Source organism: Nonomuraea phyllanthi, from assembly GCF_006334985.2.
In the GTDB taxonomy this organism is placed as follows: domain Bacteria; phylum Actinomycetota; class Actinomycetes; order Streptosporangiales; family Streptosporangiaceae; genus Nonomuraea; species Nonomuraea phyllanthi.
The window spans coordinates 114,123-132,306 of the sequence record NZ_VDLX02000023.1 but is presented as its reverse complement, the minus strand read 5'-3'; the positions used below and the strand labels follow the sequence as shown (position 1 = coordinate 132,306).

Below are 18,184 nucleotides of genomic sequence, written 5' to 3'. Positions count from 1 at the left end.
CAGCTAACCACTCACCTGCCGCGAGTGGGAATCTCGAACCAGACGGCTTTGCCTTCCCTGGTGGGTCGCGACCCCCAGCGCCTGGCCAGCTGGTCGACGAGATAGAGGCCGCGCCCGCCCTCGTCGTTCTCCCCCGCGCTGCGGATGCGCGGCAGGCGCAGGTCCTGGTCGAAGACCTCGACCCAGACCGACTCCTCGCCCCGGCGCAGCCTGAGCGTGAACTCCTTGTCGCCGATCACTTCGTCCTCGAAGCCCGGAGTGTCCCAGGACTCCTCGAACGGCAGCGGCGGCCCCTCCACGACCAGCTCCCTGCGCGGCACGCTGGCGGTGGCCGCGTGGAGGACGACGTTGGTCACGACCTCGGAAACCAGCAGGCAGGCCAGCTCGCCGCGCTCCTCCGGGACGTTCCAGCTGGAGAACGCCTCCGAGGCCATGCGGCGGGCCTCGCCGACCATGATCGGCTGGGCGGGGAACGTGCGCTCCTCGACGTCGAGGTCGGCGTCGCTGGAGCGGACCACGAGGATCGCCATGTCGTCGTCGATCTCGCCGGGCACGGCCACGGTGGCGGTCTCGGCGATGCGCTCGACGTCGGCGCCGGAGATCTTGGCGAGCTCGGAGCAGAGCACGCCGAGCGTCTCCTCCTCGCTCGGCATCCGGCCGTCGCGGCCCGGCCGCCGGTCGACCAGGCCGTCGGTGTAGAGCAGCAGCGCGGCGCCGGGCGGGAGGGTGCGGGTCTCCTCCTTGTAGACCAGGTCGGCGTGCAGGCCCTTGGCGCGTACGCCGAGCGGCTGGCCGACCTCCTCGATGTCGAGCTCCACGCACTGGCCGTCGACCAGCAGCAGCGGCGGCGCGTGGCCCGCGTTGGCGAACGACAGCTGCCGCGACCAGGCGTCGTAGACGAGGTATTGGCAGGTCACGATGGGCGGGATGCTGACCTCGGTGCCGTTGTCGTCGTGCTCGGGGGTGGCGATGATGCGGGTCCACTCGTCGAGCCTGGCAAGGATGTCGGCCGGCGACTTGTCGTCCTGGGCGAAGGCCCGCAGCGCCGCCCTGAGCTGGCCCATGATGGCCGCCGCCTTGGCGCCCCTGCCCTCGACGTCGCCGATCACGATGCCGACCCGGCCGGCCGAGAGGGGGATCACGTCGTACCAGTCGCCGCCGACCTGAGTCTGGATGCCCTGCCCGTGGGAGGCGAGCGGGGCCGCGGGGTAGTAGCGCACGGCGATCTGCAGGCCGTCGAGCTGCGGCAGCGCCCGGGGCAGCAGGTATTTCTGGAACGACTCCGCCGTGTGACGCTCCTCCTCGAACAGCAGCGCGTTGTCGATGGCCAGCGCGACCCTGGTGCCGATGGCGCCGACGAAGTCACGGTCGAACGCGTCGTAGTGGGGGCTGCGCCGGTCGGTGAGGTTGGACAGCCCGAGATACATCAGCCCGAGCGTCTCGCCGCGCACCAGCAGGGGGGCCACGATGGCGGAGGTCATGCCGATCTCGCCGCACAGCTGGGCGCTGCCCTCGCTGGGGGCGGGGAAGCTGGTGGAGGCGAAGCTCTCGACCAGGATCGTCTCCTGGCGGCGCAGCGCCGTGTCCGCGTAGTGGCCGGTGGGGTAGCGGATCTCGGCGCCCACCGGCTTCCATGTGCCCGACGGGGGCGCCCACCCCTGCACGTGCTGGGAGACCCGGCGGACCAGCCGGTCGCCCTCCATGAGCTCGATGAAGCAGTGGTCGGCGAACTGGGGGACCAGCATCTCGGCGACCCGCTTGAGCGTCTCCTCGACGTAGAGGGAGCCCGCCAGCCGCTCGCCGATGCGCTCCAGCAGCCCGAAGCGGTCCTTCTCCCGCTCGTTGCTGCGCAGCGCCTCGCGGGCCGTGATGACGACGCCCGTCACCCCGCCCGTGGGGTGGCGCAGAGGAACGGCCTGGGCGCGGACGTAGACGATGGTGCCGTCGGCGCGCCTGACGTCGAACGTGCCCTCCCACACGCCGCCCTTGAGCACGTGCTTGGCCAGCTCGACCGCGAGCGGGTGGTCCTTGTCCATGAGGGACAGGCCGGACGAGTCGCCCGAGGGAGACCTGCCCTGGTGACCGAAGAGTTTCTCAGCGAAAGGATTCCAATAGAGGACGTTGCTGAAACGGTCGGTGACGACCACCGCCATCTCGGCGTGATCGAGCACGGAGCCGGCATTAAGGTGATCAGCCGTTTCCTGTGACAGATCCCCCCAACGATTCATCCGGAGACCACTCCTCGGGGTGGCATGCACGCAAAGCGGACCACGGGCGCTCCTGCAACAGTCTTGGCCAGGGGAGAGTGGCGGGCCTCCCAGGAGGGATTCAACCAAGCAGCTGCGCGCGCGTCAGCGCTTGGAGACAAAAACGTGCGCGGCGACATCGCGCGGAAGCTCCGCGGGAGTGTCGTTCGCGTCACCGTCACCTGTCACCCGCACACCGTCGTCGCTCGCCGCGAGCGTCACCTCGCGTCCGGGTTGTATCCCAACTTGCTTGAGTTTAAGCATCACAGCAGGATCGCTTTGCACTTGTTCGCTAATTCGGCGTACGACTACGGATGTGTCTCTCGGCCCCGCCACGTCCGACATCGAGGTCAGCGCGTTGGCGCCGCCCTCCACGGCCTCCGCCGCACCCAGCTCGGCCAGGCCGGGGATGGGGTTTCCGTGGGGACAGACCGTCGGGTTGTCGAGCAGGGTCAGCAGCCGCGCCTCGACCGACTCCGACATGACGTGCTCCCACCGGCACGCCTCGATGTGGACCTCCTCCCAGGGAAGCCCGATCACCTGGGTCAGCAGGCACTCGGCGAGCCGGTGCTTGCGCATGACCCGCGTCGCCAGCGTGCGGCCCAGGTCGGTCATCGACAGGTGACGGTCGCCCTCAACCCTGACGAGCCCGTCGCGCTCCATGCGGGCGACGGTCTGGCTCACGGTGGGCCCGCTCTGCTGCAGCCGCTCCGCGATGCGAGCACGCAGGGGGACGATGCCCTCCTCCTCGAGCTCGTAAATCGTGCGGAGGTACATCTCCGTGGTGTCGATCAGGCCGTGTGCGGTCAAGGCAGTCCTCCCAATTGAATGGTACGCCGGTCGGGGTGGGGACTGAGCCCGTCCGCAGCGGGCACAGGAGTCACAGGAACCCTATTGGGAGAGCGACCGGCAATGGTTAAGGACGGAAACAAAGGAGCGGCCGAGTTCCTTCCCGACCAGCTCGACCTCGGCTCGCTGCGCCGTGCGGCGGCCGGCTGCGAGGGCTGCGACCTGTTCAGGAACGCGACGCAGACCGTCTTCGGCGAGGGGCCGCAGCAGGCCAGATACATGCTCGTGGGCGAGGAGCCCGGGGACCAGGAGGACCGCCAGGGTCACCCGTTCGTGGGCCCGGCGGGCCGCGTTCTCGACAAGGGGCTGGTCGAGGCGGGCATCGAGCGCGAGGACGTCTATCTCACCAACGCCGTCAAACACTTCTCCTTCACGCTGCGCGGGAAACGGCGGATCCACCAGAAGCCCACGGCCGCCGAGATCACCGCGTGCCGGCCGTGGCTCGACGCCGAGCTGGCGCTGGTGCGCCCCGAGGTGGTCGTGGTGCTCGGGGCGACGGCGGCCAGGGCGCTGCTGGGGCGGGAGTTCCGGGTGACGCACCACAGGGGCGAGCCGGTGCCGCTCGGGGACGCGCTGGCCGTGGCGACCGTCCACCCGTCGTCCGTGCTGCGCGCGCCCGACCGGGACGAGGCGTACGCGGGCTTCCTGGCGGACCTCCGGGCGGCGGCCCGGGTCGCCTGAACCTCTATCCGTTCAACGGGCCCGGTAATTACGGAAGCCGGCCACGGACAGGCCGACGATCACCACCGTGACGACGCAGGCCAGGCCGCCGCCGACCCACGCCCCCGTCAGCCCGATCACGCCGGCCGTGGCCCCGGCCCGCAGCTCGCCGAGGCGCGGCCCGCCGGCCACGACCACCATGAACGCCCCCTGCAGCCGCCCCCGCATCTCGTCGGGCGCGTACAGCTGCAGGATGGACTGTCGCCACACCGACGAGATCACGTCCGCCACCCCGCCCACGGCCATGAACGCCACCACCAGCCAGAGCTCGTGCGCGAGCCCGGCGGCGGCCACGGCCAGCCCCCAGACCGCGATGACGACGACGAGCGCCACGCCCTGCCGGGTGACGCGGCTCACCCAGCCGGAGAACAGCGCCCCGACGACCGAGCCGAAGGCCATGGAGGAGATCAGCAGGCCGAGCGCCACGTCGTCGCCGCCGAACCGCTCGGCGGTCAGCTCCGGGAAGAGCGAGCGCGGCATGGCGAACACCATCGCGATGATGTCCACGACGAACGACATGAGCAGCACAGGGCTCCTGACGATGAACCTGAGCCCCTCCAGCACCGCCCGGGCCCCCGGACGCGTCACCTCGCCCAGCGGGGGCAGTGAGGGCAGCCTGAGCGCCGCGTAGAGGCTGGCCGTGAAGAGCACGGCGTCCAGCGCGTACGCCGCCGCGAATCCGCCGGTGGCCAGCGCCGCCGCACCCACCATGGGACCGACCACCGCGCCGATGCTGAACACCAGCGAGTTCAGCGCGTTGGCCGCGGGCACCAACTCCCTGTCCAGGATCCTCGGGATGATCGCGCCCCGGGTCGGGCTGGTGATCGCGAAGCCGGTGGCGTTGAGCGCGACCGCGCCGAAGATGAGGTAGACGTTGCCGATCCCGAGCAGTGCCTGGGTGAGGATGAGCAGCGTCGCCGACCAGGCGACGATCGAGCCGACGATGAGCAGCCTGCGCCGGTCCACCGCGTCGGCGACCGCCCCGCCCCACAGGCCGAAGACGACCAGCGGGACCAGGTTGGCCATGCCGATCAGGCCGACGTGGAAGGACGACTGGGTCAGCTCCCAGACCTGCTGCTGGACGGCCACCACGGTCGCGCCGACACCGACGTGGGATACGGCCTGGCCCAGCCACAGCCGCCGGTATTCGGGCACGCCGAGTGGCCGGGTGTCCACCAGATGACGTTTGACCAGGTCCGCGATCGCCACTCAAGGAACATTAAGGCGCGAGCCTTTCCAGGGCCCACCCGGGTCTCGTGCGCCTGTAGCGGAGCCGGTCGTGCATGCGGTCGAGCTGCCCCTGCCAGAACTCCACCTCGATCGGGCGTACGCGGAAGCCGCCCCAGAAGTCGGGCACCGGCGGATTCTCCGGCCAGCGCGCCGCCAGCTCCGCGTAGCGGGCGTCCAGCTCCTCCCGGGACCGCACGACGGCCGACTGCCGCGAGGCCCAGGCCCCGATGCGGGAGCCGTAGGGGCGGGAGTTGAAGTACTCGGCCGACTCCTCGTGGGAGATCCGCGTCACCGTGCCCTCGACGCGCACCTGGCGGCGGATCGGGTGCCAGGGGAACAGCAGCGAGGCGCGGGCGTTCTCGGCCAGGTCGCGGCCCTTGCGCGACTCGTAGTTGGTGTAGAAGACGAAGCCGCGTTCGTCGAAGCCCTTGAGCAGGACCGTCCTGGCGCTGGGCCGGCCGCCCGCGGAGGCGGTGGCCAGGACCATGGCGTTGGGTTCGGGCAGGCCGGCCTCGATCGCGTCCTGGAACCACGCGGCGAACTGGTCGACCGGGTCGGCCGCGAGGTCGGATTCGAGCAGCGGCTCGCCCTCGTACGTACGGCGAAGCTCCGCCAGCACGGGCGGGCGCGGGGTGGCATCCACGAGACGGTATTCTTGCGCGCTTGCGTGTCAGATCCCACGCACCCCCCTCGACCAGCGGGTTTGTCTTTACGGCGGGTCCCGGGACCGACCACGACGTGAGACGGGGTTAAATTGACCCGCCGGTATCTCGACATCAACAGAGCGGAGGCGCTCGGGGGGAGAGAGCGAGGCAACGATGCCAACGACCCCCGAAGCGGCCGCGACCATTGACACAGGATTGCCCAAACATGGCAACGGAAAGGGAGGCGGCCGAGCATGTCCGACTTCAAACCCGGGCTCGAAGGCGTCGTAGCTTTCGAGACCGAGATCGCGGAACCGGACAAAGAAGGGGGCGCCCTTCGATACCGGGGCGTCGACATCGAAGACCTGGTCGGCCGTGTCCCGTTCGGGGCGGTCTGGGGCCTGCTGGTCGACAACAAGTTCCAGCCGGGCCTGCCGCCGGCGGAGCCGTACCCCATTCCTGTCCACTCCGGTGACATCCGCGTAGACGTGCAGAGCGCTCTGGCCATGCTGGCTCCCGCCTACGGCTTCAAGCCCCTGCTCGACATCAGTGACGAGGAGGCCCGCGACCAGCTCGCCCGCGCCTCCGTGATGGCTCTTTCCTTCGTGGCGCAGTCGGCGCGCGGGCTCGGCCTGCCGATGGTGCCGCAGAGCCGGGTCGACGAGGCCAAGACCATCGTCGAGCGCTTCATGATCCGCTGGCGCGGTGAGCCTGACCCCAAGCATGTCAAGGCCATCGACGCCTACTGGGCCTCCGCGGCCGAGCACGGCATGAACGCCTCCACCTTCACCGCCCGCGTCATCGCCTCCACCGGGGCCGACGTGGCGGCGGCGCTGTCCGGCGCCGTGGGCGCCATGTCGGGCCCGCTGCACGGCGGCGCCCCGGCCCGCGTCCTGCACATGATCGAGGGTGTGGAGCAGCTCGGCGACGCCAAGAAGTACGTCCAGAGCGAGCTCGACAAGGGCAACAGGCTCATGGGCTTCGGGCACCGCGTCTACCGCGCCGAGGACCCGCGCGCCCGCGTGCTGCGCCGTACGGCCAAGGAGCTCGGGGCGCCTCGCTACGAGGTTGCCGCGGCGCTGGAGCAGGCGGCCCTGGACGAGCTGCACGCGCGCAAGCCCGACCGGGTGCTGGCCACCAACGTGGAGTACTGGGCGGCCGTGGTGCTGGACTTCGCCGAGGTTCCCTCCCACATGTTCACCTCGATGTTCACCTGCGCCCGCACGGCCGGTTGGGCCGCGCACATCCTGGAGCAGAAGCGCACGGGACGGCTGGTCCGTCCGAGCGCCAACTACGTGGGCCCGTCCTCGCGTCCCCTGAGCGACGTGCCCGGCGCCGACCAGGTCACCGGCGCCTACTGACGAGAGCGGCCCCGGACACGTCAGCCGAACGAGCACTTCACCTCGAGCGCGGCGTCGCCCGGGGCCTTCTCGTCCACCGTGCACGCCCCCTGCGGCACGGGACCGTTGGAGTCCGTGGAGAACAGCCACAGGCCGCGCGGGAGCGCGGAGTGCGTCTCCGCGTCCTCCGAGAAGTAGAACTTCCCGCTGGCGCCCTGGATGGGGCCGTCCACGCCGAGCCCGCGCAGGTTGTACGGGACGCTCTCGGCGATGTTGACCGACTCGTCGACGTCCGAGGCCTTGATCTTGTTGATGGCCGAGGTGACGGCCAGCAGCGCGTCGTAGCTCATCCAGGCGTGCACCCGTGACACGCTGCCCGCCTTGACGTCCTTGATCCAGTTCTCGATCTCCGCCTGGGTGCGGTTGCCCTGCACCTGCCGCATGTCGTTGAGCGCGACGAACGAGATCGCCGGCTTGTTGACGAAGCCCTTCGTGGCGAGGAGTTCCACCAGCTTGTCGGTGACGTCGTCGCCCGCCAGGACCCGCACCGTGCCGGCGCACTGGTGCTCGCGGATGTCGGCGACGGTGTTGAGGAAGGTGGCCCTGCCGGTGTAGAGCAGCACCTCCGCGCCCTTCTGGCAGGCCAGCTCGACCTTGCCGGCCAGCTCGTCCAGGTCGGCGAACTCGTACGTCGGGGAGCTCGCGTACGGGCCGCCGCCGAGCCCGGCGGCCAGGTCCCTGCTGTAGAGCTCCCGCTTGTCCGCGTCGGCCTCGACCAGGACGGCGACCCGCTTCGGATCGACCGGCCCGCCGCCGGGCAGCCCGTGCTGAAGCCACAGCTCGAACGCCCGTGCCTGCGCGGAGTTGGGGGCCGACATGCGGAAGAAGTACGGCGAGGGGTTGTCGTTGTAGACCAGTGGCGTCATGTCGGCCGAGTTGGTGGTGCTGAGCATCGGGATGTGCGCGTCGCCGAGCACCCGGATGGCGTCCTGCGTCTCGGACCGGCTCCACGCGAGCCCGATCACCCCGCCCACGTCCGGGTCGCCGGCCGAGCGCTGCCTGATCATGCGGGCGGCGAACTCGGCGTGGCGGTAGTCCTGCCCGGTGTTGGCCAGCTCCACCTTGATCTGCCAGCTGCCGAGCCGGTTGTAGGCGCCCTGGCGGGCCGCGATGCCGGCCAGCTCGCCCGCCGAGCCGGCCATCTGGTCCTCGGCCGGATGGGACGTGGTGAGCGGTCCGAGGTAGAAGACCGTGATGACCCGCTGCTTGGTGTCGATGTCCGCGTTCTGCTGCTTGATCTGCTCCAGGATGGGGCGCAGCGCGGGGTTGGGGTCGATCTCGGCAAGGTCGTCGCTCAGCCCGACGCACTGCTGGTCGGCCCACATCATGCCGGGGCCGCAGCCGAACCAGTTGCTGCCGTAGACGACCATCGGCGGCGCGACGAGCAGCGCCAGCATGACGAGCCAGTAGCCGACGGCGCGGACCTTGACCCTGCCGAGCCGCGCCCGGTAGCCGTCCCGCAGCTTCACCCTGTCGCCCGCCAGGCGCAGCCGCGGCTCCGGGCCGCGCAGCGCCACCCGCGAGCGCCAGTCCTCGACCTCGTCGGCGACGGTCCTGCGCTCCCCGCCCGCTGCCGGCGGGCCGGGCAGCCCCACCAGGCCGGACGGCTCGGGCCCCTCGACGATCAGCAGCAGCGGCGGCACGATGCCGGTGTCGTACAGGACCTTCTCCAGCACCTGCAGGAACCGCGCGTGGTGCGGATCGCCCGCGTTGAGCACCAGGAGGGCGTACAGCCCGCGCCCCCAGCTCGGCCACGGGATGCGCGGCCACTTGCGGTACGCCTGGCGCAGGTCCTCCAGCATCGCGTAGACCAGCAGCCGCTCGATCTCCGGCTCGGGCATCTCCATCAGCCGCAGCGCGTACCTCGCGCGGCTCTCGCCCACGGCGCGGCGTAACTCCTCGTACCGGTGGCGGCGGAACCACCGCGAGAAGGCCGAGCCGCGGATGAAGCGCACGGCCTGCAGCCCGATCGCGCCTGCACCCAGCAGCAGCGCCAGCAGGCCGGGCGCCAGCGGGATCAGGTCGGTGATCCCGGCGTCCAGCCACCAGGCGAGCACGGTGGCGATCGGCACGAAGAAGATCGCGGCCCGCACGAGGAAGTCGCCGGCCGCCCACCGCTTGCGGCTGTCGGACTGCAGGCTCTGGCGCACCCCGAACCTGGCGCCGATCCGGTGCCTGAGCTCCTCCTGACCGAGGCGCGAGTCGTGGTCGGGCGGCCACTGCTCCGGCCAGTTCTCCGGCTTGGCCGTGTCGAGCCTCTGGGCCCACGCCCACAGCACGAACTCGGTCAGCGGGAAGCGCGGCGCGGGCAGCAGGGTGTTGCCCACCTGGTTGTTGCCGAGCGCCCCCTTGGGCCCGGCCAGCGCGTCGACGAGCTCGGCGATCGACCCGCACGCGCCTTCGAGGGGTTTCGCGTACGGCAGGTGCCCGCTGAAGCGCTCCGCCAGCTGCTCGGCCGTGCCCGCCGGCGCGCCGGTGAGGACGAGCACGGGCAGGGGGAGGTCACGCCAGAGGGGCCGCAGCAGCAGGCCCTCCACCACCTCGCGCGTGTCCTGTTCAGGGGGCATGGAGCACCGCCGCTCTCACGTCACGGACTGGACAGATCCCCGGTGTCCCCCATTCTGCGGTACGCGCGATCTTAGGATGTGGATTATTTCTCAGATCGTGGACCCGGTCGGAACCACGGGCGCGGGCTCAGTACCCTGGTCACGTGGCTGACATCGTGATTCCCGCTGACATCAAGCCCGCCGACGGCCGATTCGGCTGCGGCCCATCGAAGGTGCGCACGGAGCAACTGGCCGCGCTCGCCGCCTCCGGCGCGAGCGTCATGGGCACGTCCCACCGCCAGAAGCCGGTCAAGAACCTCGTCGGCCGCGTACGCGCCGGGCTGGCCGACATGTTCTCGCTCCCCGAGGGCTACCAGGTCGTGCTGGGCAACGGCGGCACCACCGCGTTCTGGGAGATCGCCGCCTTCGGGCTGATCCGCGACAAGTCGCAGCACCTGTCGTTCGGCGAGTTCTCCTCGAAGTTCGCGGCCGTCACCAGGAAGGCCCCGTGGCTGGGCGACCCGAGCGTCGTCAAGGCCGAGGTCGGCACCTACCCCGAGGCCGTGGCCGAGGAGGGCGTCGACGCCTACGCGCTCACCCACAACGAGACCTCGACCGGCGTCGCCATGCCGATCAGGAGGGTGGGCTCCGCCGACTCGCTCGTGCTCGTGGACGCCACCTCCGGCGCCGGCGGCCTGCCCGTCGACCTCGCCGAGACCGACGTCTACTACTTCGCCCCGCAGAAGAGCTTCGCCTCCGACGGCGGCCTGTGGATCGCGATCATGTCGCCGCGCGCGCTGGCCAGGGTCGAGGAGATCGCCGCGACCGGCCGCTACGTGCCGGAGTTCTTCAGCCTGCCGGTCGCCATCGACAACTCCGCGAAGGACCAGACCTACAACACGCCGGCCGTGGCCACGCTGTTCCTGCTGGCCGACCAGCTCGACTGGATGAACTCCAACGGCGGCCTGGCCTGGACCACCGCCCGCACCGCCGAGTCCAGCCAGCGCCTCTACACCTGGGCCGACAAGTCGCCGTACGCGACGCCGTTCGCCGCTCCCGAGTTCCGCTCGCAGGTGGTCGGCACGATCGACTTCGCCGACTCCGTCGACGCCGCGGCCGTGGCCAAGGTGCTGCGCGCCAACGGCATCCTCGACACCGAGCCCTACCGCAAGCTGGGCCGCAACCAGCTGCGCATCGCGATGTTCCCGGCCATCGACCCGGCCGACATCGAGGCGCTGACGGTCTGCGTCGACCACGTGGTCGAGCGCCTCGGCTGAGCAGGCCCCGGCCGGCGGCCCGTCGCCGCCGGCCGCCGGTCAGTAGGCGGGGAGCTCGCGCTTGCGGCGCAGCACCCATGCGGCCACCACGCCGCCGATGAGCCCGAACAGGTGGCCCTGCCAGGAGATGCCCTCCTGGTTGGGCAGCAGGCCGGCCAGGATCCCCCAGTACGCGAAGCCCACGCCGGCGGCGATGACGAGGTCGAGCAGGCGGCGGTCGAACAGGCCGCGGGCCAGGATGTAGCCGAAGTAGCCGAAGATCAGGCCGCTCGCCCCGACCGTGTAGACGCGCGGGCTGGTCAGCCACGTGCCGAGGCCGCCGATGAGGATGATCAGCACGCTGGCCCACAGGAACTTGCGCAGGTCACGCATCCCGGCCAGGAAGCCGAGGATCAGCAGCGGCAGCGAGTTGGCCATGAGGTGGCCGAAGCCGACGTGCAGGAACGGCGCGAACACGATGCCGATCAGCCCGTCAGGGTCCAGCCCGACGATGCCGAACTCCCGGTCGAGCGTGCCCCCGAGGAAGAAGTCGACGCCCTCCACGACCCACATGACGGCGAGCATGCCGATCACGATGATCAGCGCGCTCAGCGCGCCTGACAGGAGAGCTCCGGCGCCGCGCTTGACCGAGTCGAAGCTGGAATGGTCGCTCATGCGCTCTCCCGGTGCGTCGCGTTTTCCTTTCTTTACCGTAACCGGGAACGCTCATGCGCGCGCTCATGGCGCCCCCGCCTTCCGCGGGGGCGCCCTACCGTCCGATCACTCGCCCTTCCAGCGGGGCGGGCGCTTCTCGGCGAAGGCGGCGGCGCCCTCCATGGCGTCCTTCGAGCCGAAGACGGGCCCGACGATCTCGCTCTGCTTGGCGAACATCTCCCCCAGCGACCAGTCCTGCGACTCGATGACCACCTTCTTGGTGGCGGCGAGCGCCAGGGGCGCGTTGGCGGCGATCTTGCGGGCCAGCTCCAGCGCGCCTGCCAGCGCCTCGCCCGGCGCGGTGACGCGGTTGACCAGACCCAGCTCGTACAGGCGCGCGGCCGGGTAGTGGTCGCCGGTCAGGGCGATCTCCATGGCCACGTGGTACGGGATCCGGCGCGGCAGCCGCATGACGCCGCCCGCGCCGGCCACCAGCCCGCGCTTGGGCTCGGGCAGGCCGAACCTGGACTCCGAGGAGGCCACGATGACGTCGCACGACAGGGCGAGCTCGAACCCGCCCGCCAGCGCGTACCCCTCCACGGCGGCCACGAGGGGCTTCTTCGGCGGCGACTCGGTCAGCCCGCCGAAGCCGCGCCCCTCGACCACCGGGAAGTCTCCGGACAGGAACCCCTTGAGGTCCATGCCCGAGGAGAACGTGCCGCCGGCTCCGGTCAGGACGTAAGCGGAAATGTCGGGACGAGCGTCCAGCGTGTCCAGCGCCTCGGCGATCCCCCGCGCCACCGCCCCGTTCACCGCATTACGCGCTTGAGGGCGATTTATCGTGATGATGGCGACGTTCTCGGACTCCTCGACGAGCACTTCGTCAGACAACGAGACCTCACTTGGGCTGGAAGCGGATGCCGCCGTCGAAGCGGACGACCTCGGCGTTCATGTAGTCGTTCTCGATCAGCGAGCGCACCAGGTGCGCGAACTCGTCGGCCCGCCCCATGCGCTTGGGGAACACCACCGGCGCCACCAGCTTGGCCTTGAACTCCTCCGCGTTGGCCGAGAAGCCGTAGATCGGGGTGTCGATGATGCCGGGGCAGATCGTGTTGACCCGCACGCCGATCGCGGACAGGTCGCGCGCCGCGGGCACGGTCATGCCCACGATGCCGCCCTTGGAGGCGGAGTACGCGAGCTGCCCCGTCTGGCCCTCCAGCGCGGCCACGGAGGCCGTGTTGATCACCACACCGCGCTGCCCGTCGGCGTCGGCCGGCTCGGTCCTGGCGATCGCGGCGGCGGCGATGCGCATGAGGTTGAACGTGCCGATCAGGTTGACCTCGATGACCTTGCGGTAGGAGGCCGGGTTGTGCGGCTGGCCGTCGCGGTTGACCGTGCGCTCGGCCCAGCCGATGCCGGCGCTGTTGACCACCACGCGCAGCGGCCTGCCGGTGGCCACGGCCGCGTCCACGGCCGCCTGCACCTGCTCGTCGTCCGACACGTCCGTCTTGGCGAACACGCCGCCGATCTCGTCGGCGACGGCCTTGCCCCGCTCCTCGTTGAGGTCGGCGACGACCACGGTGGCGCCCGCGCGGGCCAGCTCGCGGGCCGTGGCCTCGCCGAGGCCGCTGGCGCCGCCGGAGATGATTGCTGCAGATCCGTTCACGTCCATATCCCGGACCCTAACCCGCCGACCGAATGAAGTTCTACTCGGGGGGCGGTCAAATCTCGCCCACGGCACTGTCCACGTCGGAGTAGACCTTGATGCGCCGGTCGAGCCCGGTCGTGCGGAGAATGCGCGCCACGGGCGCCTGGGGAGCCGCCAGGGACACGCCGCCGCCCTCGCCCGTCGCCAGCCGCCAGGCCTCGATCAGCACCGACAGGCCGCTGGAGTCCATGAACGACAGCTGCTGGAGGTCGAGCACGAGCTTGGCGCCGTCCTGCTTGATGGCGTCGCGCACCTCGTCACGCAGGAACGGCGCGGTGAACAGGTCGAGCTCGCCCTCAACGGCCACCACCACGGCGTCGCCAAGAGCGTGTCGCGCAAGCCGCAGCTTCATTTGGCCCCTCCTCGATGAGCCACTGTACTTCGACATCCCCGGATAGCAGGCACGCACAAACTATGAAGATGCTGACAAGGCGCCTAAAACGGTCTCACACCGCAGGGATCGCGAAGCCGTACGGAAGCTCCAAACGGTGCTCGGCCAGGAGTTCGGCGTCGGAGAGCAGCTCTCGCGTGGGGCCGTCGGCGGCGATCACGCCGCCGGAAAGGATCAGCGAGCGCTCGCACAGCTCCAGCGCGTACGGGAGGTCGTGCGTGACCATGAGCACCGTGACGTCCAGGGAGCGCAGGATCTCGGCCAGCTCCCTGCGCGCGGCCGGGTCGAGGTTGGAGGAGGGCTCGTCGAGCACCAGGATCTCCGGCGCCATGGCCAGCACCGTCGCGACCGCCACCCGGCGCCGCTGGCCGAACGACAGGTGGTGCGGCGGCCGGTCGGCGGCCTCCAGCATGCCGACCCGCTCCAGCGCGTCCTTCACGACACGGTCCAGCTCCTCGCCCCGCACGCCCGCGTTGGCGGGCCCGAAGGCCACGTCGTCCTTGACCGTGGGCATGAAGAGCTGGTCGTCGGGGTCCTGGAAGACCAGGCCGACGCGCTGCCTGATCTCCTTCAGCGTGTCCTTGCGCACGGGCGTGCCGGCCACGGTGACACTGCCGTGACCGGCGGTGAGGATGCCGTTGAGGTGCATGACCAGAGTGGTCTTGCCGGCGCCGTTCGGGCCGAGCAGGGCCACCCGCTCGCCGCGGGCGATCGACAGGTCCACGCCGAACAGCGCCTGCGTGCCGTCGGGATAGGCGTAGGCGAGCTGCCGGACGTCGAGAGAGTTCACCACGAAAGTCCCCATACTGCGAGGGCCACGGCCGGGAGGGCCAGGGCGATGCCCCATTGGCGTACGGATGCCGAAATATCGTGAAGAATTGGCATCTGTCCTGAGTATCCCCTGCTCAGCATCGCCAGGTGCACCCGCTCCCCCCGTTCGTACGAGCGGATGAACAGCGCCCCCGCCGACCGGGCGATCACCGGGACCTGCCGCAGGTCCCGGGCCTCGAACCCGCGCGACTCCCTGGCCACCCGCATCCGCCGCATCTCGTCCACGATCACGTCCATGTACCGCAGCATGAACATGGCGATCTGCACGAGCAGGGCGGGCAGCCTCAGCCGCTGCGCCCCGATGAGGATCACGCGCGGCTCGGTGGTGGCCGCGAGCAGGATGGAGGCGATCACGCCGAGCGTGGCCTTGGCCAGGATGTTCCAGGCCGCCCAGAGCCCCGGCACGCTCAGCGACATCCCGAGGATCGTGGTGCGCTCCCCCAGCCCGATGACCGGGATGAGGAAGGCGAACAGCACGAACGGCACCTCGATCGCCATCCGCCGCAGCACGTACGTCCCCGGCACCCGCGCCACCAGCGCCACGGCGCCCAGCAGCACGGCGTAGGCAGCGAAGGCCCAGAAGCGCTCGCGCGGCGTGGCCACCACGACGATCGCGAAGGCGAAGACGGCCAGCAGCTTGCACTGCGGCGGCAGCCGGTGCACCACCGAGTCGCCCGGCAGGTAGAGCTGGTGATGGTGCCCCGCGCCCACGTCTCAGGCCTTCACCTTGGCACGGCCGCGAGCGGCGTAGGCGACGGCTCCCGCGACGAGCAGCACGGCGCCGACGCCGATGATCCCGGCCACCCCGACCGGGATGCCGCCCACCTCGCCGTAGTCGGCCAGCGCCCACGAGCCGAACAGGTGGTCGCTCGCCTGGTCGATGAAGCCCTTGTTCTCCGCGACCGCCTCAAGACCGTCGGGCGAGGAGGAGGCGAAGAACGACACGATCCCGGCCAGCACCAGCGCCAGGCCGAGGCCGCCGAGCAGGAACGGCCGCAGCTTGCCGGGCGCCGCCGCCGGCTCCGGCTGCTCGTCCACGGTCGTGCTCGTGCCCTCCGCTCCGCGCAGGACCAGCGGCTTGGCCAGGCCGCGCGCGCCGTACACGAGGTCGGGACGGACCGCGAGCACCGCGCTGACCGTCACGGCGGTGATCACCGCCTCGCCTACCCCGATCAGCACGTGCACGCCGCCCATGGCCGCCGCCACCGCGCCCACCTCGATCGGCGCCGTGCCGCCGATCCAGAACAGCACCGTGAACACCAGCGCCGCCGCCGGCACGGAGACCAGTGAGCCGAGGAAGGCCGCCAGCGCGACCTTGCCCCCCGCCAGCCTCGTGACCAGCCGGAAGACCCCCCAGCCGACCAGCACGGTGACGATGCCCATGATCGTGATGTTGATGCCGAGCGCGGTCAGCCCGCCGTCGGCGAAGAACACGCCCTGCACGAGCAGGACCACGGCCATGCACAACACTCCTGTGTACGGCCCGACGAGTATCGCGGCCAGGGCACCGCCCAGCAGGTGGCCGCTGGTGCCGGCGGCGACGGGGAAGTTGAGCATCTGGACGGCGAAGATGAAGGCCGCGACGAGCCCGGCCATGGGAGCGGTCCGGTCGTCGAGCTCGCGGCGCGCGCCACGCAGGCACACCGCGACGCCGGCGGCCGCCACCGCCCCCGCCGAGACGGACGTCGCCGCGTTGAAGAAGCCATCGGGTACGTGCACGGCAAACCTCCTGCAAGAGCCAAACGCCCCTACTTTAGGACATGGACTTGCACCTGCATATAGGTGGCAATTAGCAGGGGGCCCTCCCCCTGATCAGCGCAGGATCCGCTTGATGATCGTCCTCGCCGTCAGCCGCCGCACCACCGTGCTCAGCCGCCCCTTCCCGGAGGTCGCGTACGGCCGCACGCTCCTGAGCAGCGCCACCCCCCACCACCGGCGCGGCGCCGCCAAGGTCTCGGCGTCCGTCTCGATCCTGAACCGGGCGGGCGGCCCGCCCAGATCGAGCTCCAGGTACGCGTCCCAGGTGCCGGGCGGCAGCCGCCCGATCCCCACCCTGGCCGCGAAGCCGCCGCCGGGCAGCGCCAGCACCCGCTCGCCGCGCTCGCACCCGCTGCGCCGCTCGCGCCAGACGATGCGCTTGAGCGCGGAAGCCGCCGGCGCCGTGCCGACCACGCTCACCTCACCGTCGACGAGCAGCCGGTGCCCCAGCGCCCACCGGGTCCTGATGAGCCGCGCCGCGCCGGGCACCGCGACCACGTGGCCGCCGACGTCGATGCTGAGGTTGCCGTTGTCCCTCGTGAAGTACGGCAGCGCCACCACGCCGCCGATCAGCCGGGGCTGCGGCCGGGTGACGCCGCCGTCGCGCTCGGCGCCGAGCCTGGCGAAGCGCACCACGCCCTCCAGCTCGACCGCCACCCGCACGTCCCAGATCCCCGAGCCGAGCGCGGGCACGTCCACCCGCACGGCGAAGTCGCCGCCCTTGCGCTCGGCCGGGACGACCACCTCGTGCTCCGGGTCGTGCCGCGACCGCAGCACCACGGCCAGGCCGTCGTCCTTGCTGATGCCGTCGAGCCCGGCCGAGCCCGTCACCACCAGGCGGTCGCCTTCCCAGCGCAGCCCTGTGAGCCTGCGCCGCACGGCGGCGTTCTCGACGCGGGCCAGGCGCACCAGCCGGTCGATGTCGTCGAGCGCGCCCACCCGCTGCCTGTCGATGCTGTCGAGCCGCTCGTGCACCCCGGGCGTGTACCACTCCTCGCACAGGGCGGCCACCTCCCGCGCGATGTCCTTGCGCCGCACGTCGTCGCTCTCCAGGAACACCGACCCCAGCTGCGCGAACGCGTCCAGCCTGAAGTGCCTTCTCAGCAGGTGGTCGCGGAGCGGGCCGGGCGTGATGTGGTCGGCCATGAGCCGCATCGGCTTCCTGATCATGGCCAGCCAGGCGAGAGGGTCCCTGCTGCCGCTCTGCTGCATGATGCTGCTGCCGTCGGGCCTGGACACGAGGTGGTAGCAGTCGTAGTCGGCCACCACGGAGATGACGTCGGCGTGGCAGTAGGCGTGGACGGTGAACATGATGTCCTCGCCGATGAGCATGCCCTCGCCGAACCTGATGCGGTGGCGTTCGAGCAGCTCCCTCCTGAACAGCTTGAAGCAGCACAGGCTGTTGTAGACGTTGCTGTCGCCGAGCTCCACCCGGTCGGCGCTGTGCTGGAACATCGACGCCGGCGCCCTGCGCCCGTGGCCGACGATCTTGCCGAGGACGATGTCGGAGCCGTTCCTGTCGGCCATCGCGACCATGCGCTCCAGCGCCTCGGGGCCGAGGTGGTCGTCGGCGTCGCAGAAGAACACGTACCGGCCGGTGGCGTGGAAGAGGCCGACGTTGCGCGGCCGGCCCGCGCCGCCGCTGCCCGCGATGTGCACGACCTTGACGACGTCGGGGTGATAGACGGCGTAGAGGTCGAGCAGCTCGGCGCTGCCGTCGGTGGAGCCGTCGTCGACGACGACGATCTCCTTCTTCACGCGCTGCACGAGCGCGGCGGTCAGACATCTGTCGAGGTAGGCCCGGCAATTGTGCACGGGGATGACGACACTCACGTCGACCGCGTCGTCCTCGTTATCCCTTGCCGACATCGCCGCCCCTTGAGAGTCACGTTGCGCTGCCATCCCGCTTCAGTATGTGACGATCCACGTGCTCCATGGGGCCGATCGAGCG

16 protein-coding genes are annotated in these 18,184 nt (G+C 70.8%); 3 read left to right on the top strand and 13 right to left on the bottom strand.

All coding sequences use genetic code 11. The features are described from left to right. Window positions 1-11: 11 nt before the first annotated feature. A complete protein-coding gene (locus FH608_RS42925) occupies window positions 12-2,228 on the bottom strand; it encodes an ATP-binding SpoIIE family protein phosphatase (protein WP_139636697.1) in 2,217 nt (738 codons plus the stop codon). Window positions 2,229-2,351: 123 nt separating this feature from the next. Then, entirely contained in the window at window positions 2,352-3,056 is a 705-nt protein-coding gene (locus tag FH608_RS42920) for a metal-dependent transcriptional regulator (RefSeq protein WP_139636695.1), read from the bottom strand. A 102-nt stretch (window positions 3,057-3,158) separates the two neighbouring features. Between FH608_RS42920 and FH608_RS42915 the strand changes: the two genes are divergently transcribed. Continuing rightward, window positions 3,159-3,776 carry a UdgX family uracil-DNA binding protein gene (locus tag FH608_RS42915; protein WP_139636693.1) on the top strand — a complete coding sequence of 206 codons (618 nt, stop codon included), beginning with the start codon at window positions 3,159-3,161 and terminating at the stop codon, window positions 3,774-3,776. Window positions 3,777-3,788: 12 nt separating this feature from the next. Here the strand turns inward: FH608_RS42915 and FH608_RS42910 are convergent, their stop codons facing one another. Together FH608_RS42910 and pdxH are read right to left on the bottom strand one after the other, a co-directional pair. Then, window positions 3,789-5,024, bottom strand: a complete 1,236-nt coding sequence (locus FH608_RS42910; RefSeq protein WP_226900414.1) for an MFS transporter — start codon at window positions 5,022-5,024, stop codon at window positions 3,789-3,791. A 10-nt stretch (window positions 5,025-5,034) separates the two neighbouring features. Continuing rightward, window positions 5,035-5,688: a pyridoxamine 5'-phosphate oxidase gene (pdxH, locus tag FH608_RS42905; RefSeq protein WP_139636691.1), complete on the bottom strand. Its 654-nt coding sequence runs from the start codon at window positions 5,686-5,688 to the stop codon at window positions 5,035-5,037. A 255-nt stretch (window positions 5,689-5,943) separates the two neighbouring features. Here pdxH and FH608_RS42900 point away from each other — a divergent pair, with 255 nt between their 5' ends. Beyond that, window positions 5,944-7,050, top strand: coding sequence for a citrate synthase 2 (locus tag FH608_RS42900; protein WP_139636687.1), 1,107 nt, complete (start codon window positions 5,944-5,946; stop codon window positions 7,048-7,050). Window positions 7,051-7,070: 20 nt separating this feature from the next. Here the strand turns inward: FH608_RS42900 and FH608_RS42895 are convergent, their stop codons facing one another. Continuing rightward, window positions 7,071-9,656 carry an ABC transporter substrate-binding protein gene (locus FH608_RS42895; protein WP_139636685.1) on the bottom strand — a complete coding sequence of 862 codons (2,586 nt, stop codon included), beginning with the start codon at window positions 9,654-9,656 and terminating at the stop codon, window positions 7,071-7,073. Window positions 9,657-9,799: 143 nt separating this feature from the next. Between FH608_RS42895 and serC the strand changes: the two genes are divergently transcribed. Continuing rightward, window positions 9,800-10,912 carry a phosphoserine transaminase gene (gene serC, locus FH608_RS42890; RefSeq protein WP_139636683.1) on the top strand — a complete coding sequence of 371 codons (1,113 nt, stop codon included), beginning with the start codon at window positions 9,800-9,802 and terminating at the stop codon, window positions 10,910-10,912. A gap of 39 nt (window positions 10,913-10,951) precedes the next feature. On the opposite strand, the gene FH608_RS42885 is transcribed toward serC, so the two are convergent. From FH608_RS42885 to FH608_RS42850, 8 genes are all read right to left on the bottom strand, one after another. Beyond that, window positions 10,952-11,566, bottom strand: a complete 615-nt coding sequence (locus tag FH608_RS42885; RefSeq protein WP_139636681.1) for a rhomboid family intramembrane serine protease — start codon at window positions 11,564-11,566, stop codon at window positions 10,952-10,954. A gap of 105 nt (window positions 11,567-11,671) precedes the next feature. Continuing rightward, the gene (locus FH608_RS42880; protein WP_139636679.1) at window positions 11,672-12,436 is read right to left on the bottom strand and encodes a crotonase/enoyl-CoA hydratase family protein; all 765 of its coding nucleotides are present in this window, start codon (window positions 12,434-12,436) and stop codon (window positions 11,672-11,674) included. 7 nt (window positions 12,437-12,443) lie between these two features. Continuing rightward, entirely contained in the window at window positions 12,444-13,217 is a 774-nt protein-coding gene (locus tag FH608_RS42875) for an SDR family NAD(P)-dependent oxidoreductase (protein WP_139636677.1), read from the bottom strand. A 49-nt stretch (window positions 13,218-13,266) separates the two neighbouring features. Continuing rightward, the gene (locus tag FH608_RS42870) at window positions 13,267-13,605 is read right to left on the bottom strand and encodes an STAS domain-containing protein (RefSeq protein WP_051112646.1); all 339 of its coding nucleotides are present in this window, start codon (window positions 13,603-13,605) and stop codon (window positions 13,267-13,269) included. A gap of 94 nt (window positions 13,606-13,699) precedes the next feature. Next, window positions 13,700-14,437 (bottom strand): energy-coupling factor ABC transporter ATP-binding protein, encoded by a 738-nt coding sequence (locus FH608_RS42865; RefSeq protein ID WP_226900413.1) that lies wholly within the window; start codon window positions 14,435-14,437, stop codon window positions 13,700-13,702. Then, window positions 14,431-15,186 (bottom strand): cobalt ECF transporter T component CbiQ, encoded by a 756-nt coding sequence (cbiQ, locus tag FH608_RS42860; protein WP_139636673.1) that lies wholly within the window; start codon window positions 15,184-15,186, stop codon window positions 14,431-14,433. The genes FH608_RS42865 and cbiQ overlap by 7 nt, the downstream gene beginning before the upstream one ends. 3 nt (window positions 15,187-15,189) lie before the next feature. Next, on the bottom strand, window positions 15,190-16,194 hold the full coding sequence (locus FH608_RS42855; protein WP_139636672.1) for an energy-coupling factor ABC transporter permease: 1,005 nt from the start codon (window positions 16,192-16,194) through the stop codon (window positions 15,190-15,192). Between the two features lie 93 nt (window positions 16,195-16,287). Next, window positions 16,288-18,102: a glycosyltransferase family 2 protein gene (locus FH608_RS42850; RefSeq protein WP_193318941.1), complete on the bottom strand. Its 1,815-nt coding sequence runs from the start codon at window positions 18,100-18,102 to the stop codon at window positions 16,288-16,290. Window positions 18,103-18,184 lie beyond the last annotated feature (82 nt).

Bases quoted from the DNA above. Each gene is read 5' to 3' on its own strand.
- FH608_RS42925 (WP_139636697.1), bottom strand. From the start codon at position 2,228: ATGAATCGTTGGGGGGATCTGTCACAGGAAACGGCTGATCACCTTAAT.
- FH608_RS42915 (WP_139636693.1), top strand. From the start codon at position 3,159: ATGGTTAAGGACGGAAACAAAGGAGCGGCCGAGTTCCTTCCCGACCAG.
- FH608_RS42900 (WP_139636687.1), top strand. From the start codon at position 5,944: ATGTCCGACTTCAAACCCGGGCTCGAAGGCGTCGTAGCTTTCGAGACC.
- FH608_RS42895 (WP_139636685.1), bottom strand. From the start codon at position 9,656: ATGCCCCCTGAACAGGACACGCGCGAGGTGGTGGAGGGCCTGCTGCTG.
- FH608_RS42885 (WP_139636681.1), bottom strand. From the start codon at position 11,566: ATGAGCGACCATTCCAGCTTCGACTCGGTCAAGCGCGGCGCCGGAGCT.
- FH608_RS42875 (WP_139636677.1), bottom strand. From the start codon at position 13,217: ATGGACGTGAACGGATCTGCAGCAATCATCTCCGGCGGCGCCAGCGGC.
- FH608_RS42870 (WP_051112646.1), bottom strand. From the start codon at position 13,605: ATGAAGCTGCGGCTTGCGCGACACGCTCTTGGCGACGCCGTGGTGGTG.
- FH608_RS42850 (WP_193318941.1), bottom strand. From the start codon at position 18,102: ATGTCGGCAAGGGATAACGAGGACGACGCGGTCGACGTGAGTGTCGTC.